Raw genomic sequence first — 10,420 nt, forward strand, 5'->3', positions numbered from 1 at the left:
ATGTGCTAAAGAAATCTGTGACAATGACCTCGCCTTCTACGAAGAACATGCCATGCACCTTGATCTGACAGACCACCCCGATGCCGACGACGAAGCTTTCGTCATCGAGCAAACCCGAACGTATAACAGACGCTTCACTCCACGCGACGTACAACCGCTTTGTGTATTCGCTCGGGACGACGATGGCCAGATCATAGGCGGACTGACCGCCAAAACCTACTGGCAGTATCTGGACGTTTCGTTCCTGTGGGTCGACGAACGACATCGAAAATTCGGTCATGCAACGGCGTTAATGTCCGCTGCTGAGGCAGAGGCAAGGCGGCGTGGCTGCAAGCACGCGATCGTCGATACCCTCAGCTTTCAAGCGCCCGAGCTTTATCGAAAGCTCGGTTACGCCGAGTGGGGGCGTCTCACTGAAATGGCGGGGGAGTATGAGCGCTATTTCTTTCGCAAGCGTCTTTGAACGATAACCATCCTAGGAAATCATGCCTCAATCATTCCCATCTCGCCGGCTTGAAGGTCGTGTCGCACTTGTCACTGGAGGTGGAACAGGTATCGGGCGCGCCGCCGCTTTGGCGTATGCCGCAGAAGGTGCACAGGTCGTCGTCGCTGGCCGGCGCAGCGAGGAGATCGACGAAACGGTCCGGCTTATCACGACGAATGGGGGAACAGGTTTCGCTGTTCCCACCGACGTAGCCGTCGCTCAACAGGTACGCGACATGGTTGACATGACCATCGAGCGCTATGGCCGCCTGGATGTCGCGTTCAATAACGCGGGGATCGAAGGGTCCTTCGCTCCCATTACAGAACTCACCGAGGAAGATTTCGACGAGGTCATTGCGATCAACCTTAAAGGCGCGTGGCTGTCGATCAAGTACGAGATTGCCGCAATGTTGAATCTCGGCAACGGCGGCTCGATCGTCAATACATCGTCCTTTCTGGCAAAGGGAGCGTCGCCTGGATCAACCGCTTATTCCGCCAGCAAAGGCGGCCTCGATGCCTTGATTCGCGCCGTAGCGATCGAGTACGGTCCACACAACATCCGCATCAACAACATCAATCCCGGCGCCATCAGAACGCCGATGTTCGAAAGACTCGGTGGTGATGAACACGTGGATTTGATCGAGTCTTACACGCCACTACGCCGTATCGGAGATCCAGCCGATGCAGGCGATGTCGCCGTCTGGCTGTCGACTGACGAAGCGCGTTTCGTTACCGGACAGACTTTGATGGTTGATGGCGGTGTTTCCATTCCACACATTCGATGAGAACCGATCAACCACGCTCCCAGAGAGCTTCCCAGGGTTTGAAGTATCTGTAGTTTGGTTCACCCAGTGCTACACCTTGCATCTCATAGACATCTTTTCTTTGAGATATCTGAAATGCACCCTTATGCCTTCCTCGATATTTCTCCGGTGCCTACACTAGTCTCCATACCCGCTAAGTGACGCGCAGGCAAAACGGCCAGGCTCCACGGCGAGTTGACAGTGGCCTGTTCCCCAAACGGGGATGCGTCCAGACACGTAACTGTTCGACAACTCGGAGACAGTATGAAAAGCATCGACCTCAAGGGACTGGTTCCCGCTCCCGTTACCCCCTTCACCCGTGACGGCGCCGTAGACCACACAGCCATCCAGCGCCTTGGTTCATGGCTTGGAAGCATCGAAGGCGTTAAAGGTCTGACCGTACTCGGTCACGCCGGCGAAGGTACCTTTATGACGGCGGATGAACAGCAGAAGGTCATCGAGAGCTTCGTCAAGTCGGTCGACAACAAGATTCCGGTCATCGCCGGTATCACGCTGGAGGGGACACAGGTCGCATCGCTTGAAGCGAAGCGAGCAGTCGAGGCCGGCGCTTCGGCGGGTCTGGTGTATCCATCGCACGGTTGGCTGCGCTTCGGCTACCAGGATGGCGCACCTCAGGACCGTTATCGCGCCATCCACGAAGAAAGTGGACTGCCGTTGATTCTCTTTCAGTACCCGGACGCCACCAAGGCAACCTACAACCTCAAGACCCAGTTGGAAATTGCTGCTCAGCCGGGCGTGTTCGCCATGAAGAATGGCGTGCGTAATATGCGTCGCTGGGACACGGAAATCCCCGTCATCCGCCGCGAGCGTCCAGAGCTGCAAATCTTGACGTGTCACGATGAATACCTGCTGCACACGATGTTCGACGTCGACGGCGCGCTGGTTGGCTACGGCAGTCTGGCGCCCGAGCCTCTTATCGACCTCATCAAGGCAGGCAAGGCGAAGGATTACAAAACAGCACGCGCTATCCACGACCGTCTGCTGCCCGTCACGCGCTCGGTGTATCACCGCGGCTCGCATATGGAAGGTACGGTGGCGCTCAAGCACGGCCTGGTAGCCCGTGGCATCCTGGAACATGCAACGGTTCGCTCGCCGCTGCTGCCTCTGCAGGAAGGCGCAGATATTGAAATCGCTCAGGCGCTGCGCTCTGCCGGTCTTGTCGACTGATAGACGGTACGGTGTTAGCCGATGCAATAGCGCGTCATCTGCCGGGCGTATGGGCTGAGAGCGGAATAGCCTTAGCCCACGGCGCGGTGCCGCAGTCTCATATGACCAGTTGCAAGCCTGGCCATATGACGGGCTCGCCATAGCGAGCGTCGCCCGAATGCAGGGCAGACGGGGCTGTTATGAATCATATAAGTGGGCCAAAGTAGAGCCTGCTGTCGTTGGACTGGGTGGAGACACAATGAGCAAGATACTGGCAGACGCTGTGGTTGGCTCCGACCATAGGGCGAGTACTCAATCCGAACCTGTCGTACGCGCTGCACACTTGCTTTTCCGTATCGAGAACGTTCCGTTTAGCCGGTGGCACACCAGAGCCCGCATTATTATGGGGAGTGCCACGTTCTTCGACGCGTTCGATGCGCTCTCGCTCGCCTTCGCGTTGCCGGTGCTGGTCGGGCTCTGGCATCTCTCGCCGATGCAAATCGGTGTGCTCATCGCTGCCGGCTATCTGGGACAGTTTGCCGGGGCACTGACCTTCGGCTGGATCGCGGAGCGTTTTGGACGTGTGCCCAGTGCCACCACGACCGTTGGAATCATGTCAGTCATGGGCATTGCATGTGCGTTTGCGGGGAATTTACAGCTCCTCTTTCTCGCACGATTTATGCAGGGCATCGGCGTCGGCGGAGAAGTACCCGTTGCGGCAACCTATATCAGCGAGTTGAGCCAAGCGCATGGTCGCGGCCGATTCTTCCTTCTTTACGAACTGATTTTCCCTTTAGGGCTGCTCGGGGCGGCACAGATCGGCGCATTCGTCGTCCCGCGTTTCGGCTGGGAATGCATGTTCCTGGTCGGTGCACTCCCAGGCCTTCTTGTGATGCTGTGCATAGCACGTCTGCCCGAGTCACCGCGCTGGCTTATATCAAAGGGACGTTACGACGAAGCAGAATCAGTCATCGAGAAGATTGAGGCCAGTACGACGCGTCGCAAGCTGGATGTCGAGCGGAACTGGGTGGAGGTTGAGCGACGGCTCTCGAAGATTCGCGACGCGAGCCAATCGCGCAGGAAGGCATCATGGAGAGAACTGTTCTCGGACGTCTACCGCGGTCGTACGCTGATTGTCTGGCTGCTGTGGGCAAGTTCTTACTTCGTGGCCAATGGCATCAACAATTGGCTCCCTAGCCTGTATCACACGGTGTACCACCTTCCTCTGCAAGAGTCGCTGCACATGGCATCGTTATCAAACGTTCTCAGTGCATGCGCCGTGTTGCTCTGTGCTTTCCTGGTTGACCGCGTGGGACGTCGCCGCTGGGCCATGGCTACTTTTGCGATTAGTGGGCTACTGCTGCTGATAGTCGGCACGATGTCGCATGGCAGTCCCTGGTCGGTGATGTTACTGGGATCATCGGCTTACGCGGTGATGGGAACGACAACAGTGATGCTCTATTTGTACACGCCTGAGATCTATCCGACCCGGATGCGAGCAATCGGGACTGGACTCGCGACGTCATGGCTGAGGGTCGCCTCCGCCGCCGCGCCGGCCATGGTCGGCGTCGTGTTGTCGGGTCATGGGATTTCTGCGGTATTCCTTATGTTCGCAGCGTCGACCATTGTTGGATTGCTGGCGTCTCGCGCCATGATTGAAACGACCAATCGCTCGCTCGAAGAAATCTCGCCTTAAAAGGAACGCAGGTCGTCTTCGAGGCTTGAGCGGATTCTTTCTCCAGACGGCGTTTCGAAGGGGATGTCTGAGGGAACTCAGAATGTATGTCTCATACCCACGCCGTAACTGTTTCCAGAGGGCTTCGCGCTAAGCTTGTCGAATGAGTAGACAGCATAGGCGTCCGTCCGCTTCGAGAGGAAGTAGTCGTAGCCGAGCGACGCCGTGTTTCGAATCGAGTCCTGGTCCTTCGGTGCCGAGCGCCTCGTCATCGCCCATTCGACCAGCACAGCGGAGGTGAGCGTAGCAGGAATGGAGAGGCCTAGCTCGTAGGTATGTGAGCCGACTTGTGTGGTCGTCGTATTGGTCGTTTGCACGGCCGCATAGACCTTGGTGAAGTTAGCGTTGTACGTGACACCAGCGAGATATAGATACTGCTGGACGTTCGGCATGTTGAGCGCGACACGAACGCGTTGTGCGGACAGTGCGATCTGCAGTGGACCGTTGTCGTAGTTGAGATTCAGCGCAACGTTGTCGTGTCCCTGGTCGCCCGCCATGCCACTGGCACCATATTGCACAGTGCCGGTAATGCCTTTGTACGGTGCCGTCTCGTAGCTCGCGACGTTAGCCCAGACCGTGTCGCCAGCGACAGTGTTGTTGTACGAGGCGGTGTATGACTGGACCACCAAGGGAGCGAATACGACGGAAGAGCCGAACGGGTTCAGCAAAATCTGGTTGAGATAGGTGTGTGTGGTCTGTTCGCCGAACCGGAAGATGCCATACGGGGTCGCGAAGCCTACGTAGGCATTTCGCGAGAACAAGCCGTCTGTAGTGTTTCTTCCCATTTGACCTGTGTTTGGACGAAAGAAACTTTCTAGCACGAAAACAGTTGCGTATCCGCCCCCCCGGTCTTCTTTGCCGCGGAGCCCCCAGAACGATGTCGTCAGACCGCCGCCGCCTAACGCGACGCTACCTTGCGGCGTGCTGCCCAGTTTTGACTGCGCGATATATGTGCCTACCAGGCCGTATAGTTGAATCGGAGCGGATGAGTCTGCAGAGGATGACTGAGCTTGAACGACTCCTGCCCATAAACAAATAGATGCCACAGTAACGGAACATGGGGGCAATCTGTGGCCAAAGGGCACACTTCGGTCGGGATTCATCTGCGACGTCTCCTTAAGTATTTTCTTTGGCGCAGTCACACCCGCCGGGAGCGCAAGAAAGCTCTCGGTAGGGAGATTTGCCTGGGTGTTCGCGTATGCCCGTCTCCATTGCCGGGCGCTCGAGCGTTGCGTTGCACCCGGCAATTTCGTCGTCTTTTGGGTGAGTGTAAGCAACGAAAATACATGCCGATAGAAGCATCGAAGGGAATTCAGATATGCTTTAGAAGAGATAGGCGGAGACAGCGATGGACCGGGAAATTTTCAAATTGTTTGTCGAAGTGGCAGAGCTGGGAAGCATCAGTCGCGTTGCTGCACTTCGGCAAACCGTCCAGTCGAATATCAGCAGGCAGATTGCGGAGTTCGAGCGTGAATGCGGAGGGCGACTGTTTGAACGTACCGGGCGCGGCGTGAAGCTGACCGGGTTCGGCGAACGGATTATTCCGCGAATACGCGCGTGGATTGCAGACACCGACCAGCTTTTCAACGAAATACAGACTTCGTCGGGCGCGCCGTTCGGAGAAGTGCGCATCGGAATTTTGCCGTCGACGGCACATCCACTGATAACCACCTTATGTGAGCGCATCAACTCGTCCTATCCAGACATTCGTCTGAACGTGCGTGAGAGTCAGTTGGGCGAGGTAGAAACGTGGCTGGACAGTGGGCGTGTCGACCTCGCCATTCTCTTTCACGCAGAACGTGCCATGACGACCGAGCGGCTTGCGACGCTCGCTACCATCGAAACCTATCTCGTGGGCGCGCCGGATTCGCCCGTGTTGCAACGTGAAGCCGTCGAATTTCGGCGGCTCGCCGATTTGCCTTTGATACTGCCGGGACGTCCAAATCGCCTGCGAAATTTACTGGACGACGAGGCACGTCTGGCTGGTATCGAACTGCGGACCGTGCTGGAAGCAGACTCGCTCGCCGTTCAGCGGGAGGTGGCAGCAAGCGGCCGCGGATACGCCGTACTCGGGCCGTGGGCCATTGCTCCGGACGTTCGCGCCGGGCGTTTGCGCGCGGCAAGAATCATCAAGCCGAACATCACGCGCTTTGTGACGCTTGCCAGTTCGCGCCAGGGAACGATGACGCCTGCGCTTCGGATTGTGATAGCGACATTGAAGAGTGTCGCCTCCGAGTTGTCGGAGTCAGGCGGGTACGATGGTCTCGCAGCTCAAGGCATTGACCGGCATGAGCGTGTCGCTCCGGCGCGAGATGCGACCACAAAGCAGAAACGTTCAGATCGCTCAATTCCGACTAGCCGAAAAAAGTAACGACCTCTCGTCATTCGTTCGAACCGCTTTCCACTAAAACGAACCGATCGACCACACTCCCACCCAACCGAATGTCTCCAACAAACGACAGCACATCAGTTGACAACGCACGCAATCACATCGAAACTGCTCGAATGTTGACACCAATTGCCTCCTCCTTCGCCAAGTACAACCGCATGGGCGCCCGTCTGGGCGTGCCACTGGAGGCCTGCTTGCGTTAGATTTGCAGCATTGGAGTCAACGGGCCTCGCCGGGAATACGGACGAGGCCTTTTGCTTTTATGGCGTCTCCGTTACCGGCATCACTGCATCACCAACGGAGATGAAAAATGGAAAACACCAAGTCGTCACACGACTACACCAACCACTCGAATGAGGCGATCTACCCGACCAAAGGTCCGGCGCGGTCGACAGGTTGGGAAGCCGAACAGCACCACGCCAGCGGAAGGAACGCAGTACACCTCCCGCTCACGAGGATCTTTCAACCTTACGAATACTGGCAGCACACAGCGCTTGACGAAGCGGAGAACGACGCATATGTATCGTCGGCTTCCGAGCCCGATCCGCCGAAGAGTGGCTGGCCCACGGCCCCTCCTGTAGCCATCGCTAGCTGGTTACGGGGCTGGGCAATACGCGGGCTCGTTTATTTTCGTGTGCTTTAAGCAAGTCGTAAGAAGCAAACCGCTTTAAGGAGTGGACAAGTTGGAAGAGCGCCTGACTCGTCAGGCGCTCTTCCACGTCTAGCCATGCACAAAGCGGTGATCTTTTAGCAAGCGATAACTCATGAGAGCACTCATGGCTTAACGCTCCACGCCCGCCACCTCAGCGCGAGCCTTCAAAAAATCGACAAAGGCACGCAACGGCGCAGGCAGATGGCGACGTCCGGGATAGTAGAGGAACGGCCCCGAAAAACGCTGCCACCAAGGCTCCAGAATCGGCTCAAGCGCGCCGCTATCCAGATGCGGACGCAACATGTCCTCAAACAGGTGGATCACACCGACGCCGGCAACAGCCGCACTGATCGCAAGATCGACTGCTGCACCCGGTCTGACGAGCAGCGGACCCGTAGGATCCAGCCGTACCACTTCGCCGTTCTGTTCGAAATCCCAAGTTGGCTTCGCGCCGCCCGCAAACTGGCCGCGCAAACATGCATGCGCAAGCAGTTCGCCCGGATGATCTGGTCTTCCATTCGCATCTAGATAGGACGGCGCCGCCGCTGTAGCAAAGCGCTGCACGCGCGGCCCGATCGGAACCGCGATCATGTCCTGCTCGAGTCGTTCGTCGTAACGAATGCCCGCATCGCAACCAATCGACAGCACATCGACGAATCCATCCTCAACCACGACCTCCACACGAATGTCGGGATAGGTTTTCAGAAACGCGGCAATGACGGATGGCAACACGATGCGCGCGGCGCTCGACGGCATGTTGAGTTTGAGCGTCCCACTCGGTTTGTCCCGGAACGTGTTCAGGACATCGAGCGCCGCTTCCATCTCGCTGAATAGCGGAGTCAGTCTTTCGATGAGACGCAATCCCGCTTCCGTCGGAACCACACTTCGTGTGGTCCGGTTGAGCAACCGCAAACCGAGCTTCGATTCGAGGCGACGCACCGCAATACTGAGGCTCGACGCGGAGACACCGCCAGTTCGGGCGGCATCGCGAAAGCCACCCGCGCGAGCAACCGAAACGAACGCGGCAAGATCGTTGAACTCCATGGCTATTGTTCACTTTTTTGAACGACCCGTTCAATCTAGATCGGATTATCAAACAACGCAAGCCTGCCCATACTCCGGCTCAACACTTACCAAGGAGTAGCGCCATGTCGAAGTTCATCCCCAACAACACATTCCAGTTCGCCGGTCGCTCCGTGTCCCGCGTCGGCTACGGTGCCATGCAGCTCGCCGGCCCCGGCGTATTCGGCCCGCCGAAGGACCGCGTCGCAGCCGTCGCCGTGCTGCGCGAAGCGATCGCGCTCGGTGTCGATCACATCGATACAAGCGACTTCTACGGGCCGCACGTCACCAATCAGATCATTCGCGAAGCGCTCCATCCCTACCGGGACGATCTGCTGATCGTCACCAAGATCGGCGCGCGCCGCGGCGAAGACGCCGCGTGGATTCCGGCGCAGGAGCCGGAAGAGATCGCGCGAGGCGTTCACGACAATCTGCGCAATCTCGGCCTCGACGTGCTCGATGTCGTCAATCTGCGGATCATGGGTAACGTCCACGCGCCTGCGGAAGGCTCGATTGAAAAACAGGTCACCGCGCTTGCCGAACTGCAGCGCAAAGGACTCGTTCGTCACATCGGCCTGAGCAACGCAACGTCGACTCAGGTCGCCGAAGCGCAACGCATTGTCGAGATTGTTTGCGTTCAGAACCAGTACAACCTGGTTCAACGCGACGATGACGCGCTGGTCGATGAACTGGCTGCCAAAGGCATCGCTTATGTGCCGTTCTTCCCACTTGGTGGGTTCTCACCGATACAGTCGTCGGCACTGTCGAAGATTGCCCAGACGATCGGTGCGACGCCGATGCAGGTTGCGCTCGCGTGGCTTCTTTATCGTGCACCGAACATTCTGCTGATCCCGGGGACGTCATCGGTTGGGCATCTGCGTGAAAACATGCAGGCAGCGCAGTGCGCGCTGACGGACGAGGTTCTCGCCGAGCTGGATGCGATCGGTCGAGACAACACTGCGCATTGATCGGAGAAGGCTTAACGGGAGATCAGCGCTGCCTGAACAATTGCGCCCGTACGCAATTGCAATCAGGGTACAAAGCGTAAATCTCCCCATAGAAATTCTTCGTCATATTCGCCGATATGGCGCGCGTTTTTACGCGAGTTATGTAACCGCCTCCATACTGAATTTGTCTCACCCCCAATGCAAAAGGAAGCAGCAAGTCGACCTTGATTTTCGTTATTTCATAAGACAATATACCCAGCGCTACGACACAGTCGGCGACGGGGGAAAACGAAATGGCCCTTGAAATACAAAGTCAAAACGTCGTGATGAACGGCGGCTCCACGGCATTCACTTTCGACAATTCTTTTACTCAATTTCTCGCGGGTGTCGCCTCGTTCCAGTTGTCATACGGAAGCGACGACCACCACGTCGAACAAATGAGTATCCAACTGACGACGAACTGGCCAGGCGGCGCACAGGTGAACGTCGGGGCCAACGTCGTGTTGCAGGACGCGTCGGGCCACAACATCGATCTCAGCTCGTCGTATGTCACGGTCACAGTCATCGCATGGGCGGGTGGCTCATCGAACCAGATCGTGCTGAGTTCGCCGGTTACGGTGGGAAACGGTCAGCAGAGTAACGGAATCACGCTGCCTAACGGGAACAATATCTTGCAGTCCGTCCTTGACGGGTTCTTCCTGAGCTACGGCACCACGGATCATCACGTCAACCTGGTTGAAGCCTCGGTCAGTGCGTCGCAATCGAGCAATGTCGGCTACATCGCCGTCACTGCGGGCATGAACGATGCATCAGGCAACCAGGCTGTTAACCCGACCGCGACCGGATCGTTGATCGCTACATCGATGTCCGCCCCCGGCTTCGTCATTGTTCCGTATCAAGCGCAGTCATCGTCGAACGAGCCGGTTATTCAAATGGGTACGCCGATCAGCGCCGCGGTCAGCTTCCTGACCGGTTTCCAGGTGCAATATCCCGACTCCGACGACCACCACGTTAAGGCAATCGGTGCGGGCAACAACAGAACCTGGGTCGACCCGAGCAGTTCGAGTTACGCGCAGACGAACGGCGTCTGGGCATGGATGTATGACGATTCAGGTAACAATCAGGACAACAGCAATAGCTACGCCTCCATCGTCGTGATAGGCATTCAGGCCTGAAGCAGAA

The 10,420-nt window shown here is 57.3% G+C and carries 9 protein-coding genes; 7 read left to right on the forward strand and 2 right to left on the reverse strand.

Annotated elements, in window-relative coordinates; genetic code table 11:
• Positions 1–52: 52 nt before the first annotated feature.
• The 4 genes from FNZ07_RS04500 to FNZ07_RS04515 all read left to right on the forward strand — a co-directional run bounded on the left by FNZ07_RS04500 (position 53) and on the right by FNZ07_RS04515 (position 4,149).
• The gene (locus FNZ07_RS04500; protein ID WP_091011788.1) at positions 53–463 is read left to right on the forward strand and encodes a GNAT family N-acetyltransferase; all 411 of its coding nucleotides are present in this window, start codon (positions 53–55) and stop codon (positions 461–463) included.
• Positions 464–485: 22 nt separating this feature from the next.
• A complete protein-coding gene (locus FNZ07_RS04505; RefSeq protein ID WP_091011790.1) occupies positions 486–1,268 on the forward strand; it encodes an SDR family NAD(P)-dependent oxidoreductase in 783 nt (260 codons plus the stop codon).
• Positions 1,269–1,550: 282 nt separating this feature from the next.
• Positions 1,551–2,474: a dihydrodipicolinate synthase family protein gene (locus FNZ07_RS04510; protein WP_091011792.1), complete on the forward strand. Its 924-nt coding sequence runs from the start codon at positions 1,551–1,553 to the stop codon at positions 2,472–2,474.
• Between the two features lie 238 nt (positions 2,475–2,712).
• Complete coding sequence (locus FNZ07_RS04515) at positions 2,713–4,149, forward strand: MFS transporter (RefSeq protein ID WP_091011794.1); 1,437 nt, start codon at positions 2,713–2,715, stop codon at positions 4,147–4,149.
• A gap of 77 nt (positions 4,150–4,226) precedes the next feature.
• Here the strand turns inward: FNZ07_RS04515 and FNZ07_RS04520 are convergent, their stop codons facing one another.
• Positions 4,227–5,291, reverse strand: a complete 1,065-nt coding sequence (locus FNZ07_RS04520) for a porin (protein ID WP_091011796.1) — start codon at positions 5,289–5,291, stop codon at positions 4,227–4,229.
• 245 nt (positions 5,292–5,536) lie between these two features.
• Here FNZ07_RS04520 and FNZ07_RS04525 point away from each other — a divergent pair, with 245 nt between their 5' ends.
• Positions 5,537–6,559 (forward strand): LysR family transcriptional regulator, encoded by a 1,023-nt coding sequence (locus FNZ07_RS04525; protein ID WP_091011798.1) that lies wholly within the window; start codon positions 5,537–5,539, stop codon positions 6,557–6,559.
• Positions 6,560–7,358: 799 nt separating this feature from the next.
• Here the strand turns inward: FNZ07_RS04525 and FNZ07_RS04530 are convergent.
• The gene (locus FNZ07_RS04530) at positions 7,359–8,273 is read right to left on the reverse strand and encodes a LysR family transcriptional regulator (RefSeq protein WP_091011803.1); all 915 of its coding nucleotides are present in this window, start codon (positions 8,271–8,273) and stop codon (positions 7,359–7,361) included.
• A gap of 104 nt (positions 8,274–8,377) precedes the next feature.
• Between FNZ07_RS04530 and FNZ07_RS04535 the strand changes: the two genes are divergently transcribed.
• Positions 8,378–9,259 carry an aldo/keto reductase family oxidoreductase gene (locus tag FNZ07_RS04535; RefSeq protein WP_091011805.1) on the forward strand — a complete coding sequence of 294 codons (882 nt, stop codon included), beginning with the start codon at positions 8,378–8,380 and terminating at the stop codon, positions 9,257–9,259.
• Positions 9,260–9,561: 302 nt separating this feature from the next.
• Positions 9,562–10,413: a hypothetical protein gene (locus tag FNZ07_RS04540; protein ID WP_144269458.1), complete on the forward strand. Its 852-nt coding sequence runs from the start codon at positions 9,562–9,564 to the stop codon at positions 10,411–10,413.
• Positions 10,414–10,420: the final 7 nt, after the last annotated feature.

It is taken from the genome of Paraburkholderia megapolitana, assembly GCF_007556815.1.
Classification (GTDB): domain Bacteria; phylum Pseudomonadota; class Gammaproteobacteria; order Burkholderiales; family Burkholderiaceae; genus Paraburkholderia; species Paraburkholderia megapolitana.

Excerpts from the sequence above, each read along its gene's own strand:
- FNZ07_RS04500 (WP_091011788.1), top strand. The coding sequence starts at position 53 with ATGCACCTTGATCTGACAGACCACCCCGATGCCGACGACGAAGCTTTC.
- FNZ07_RS04505 (WP_091011790.1), top strand. The coding sequence starts at position 486 with ATGCCTCAATCATTCCCATCTCGCCGGCTTGAAGGTCGTGTCGCACTT.
- FNZ07_RS04510 (WP_091011792.1), top strand. The coding sequence starts at position 1,551 with ATGAAAAGCATCGACCTCAAGGGACTGGTTCCCGCTCCCGTTACCCCC.
- FNZ07_RS04515 (WP_091011794.1), top strand. The coding sequence starts at position 2,713 with ATGAGCAAGATACTGGCAGACGCTGTGGTTGGCTCCGACCATAGGGCG.
- FNZ07_RS04520 (WP_091011796.1), bottom strand. The coding sequence starts at position 5,291 with ATGAATCCCGACCGAAGTGTGCCCTTTGGCCACAGATTGCCCCCATGT.
- FNZ07_RS04525 (WP_091011798.1), top strand. The coding sequence starts at position 5,537 with ATGGACCGGGAAATTTTCAAATTGTTTGTCGAAGTGGCAGAGCTGGGA.
- FNZ07_RS04530 (WP_091011803.1), bottom strand. The coding sequence starts at position 8,273 with ATGGAGTTCAACGATCTTGCCGCGTTCGTTTCGGTTGCTCGCGCGGGT.
- FNZ07_RS04535 (WP_091011805.1), top strand. The coding sequence starts at position 8,378 with ATGTCGAAGTTCATCCCCAACAACACATTCCAGTTCGCCGGTCGCTCC.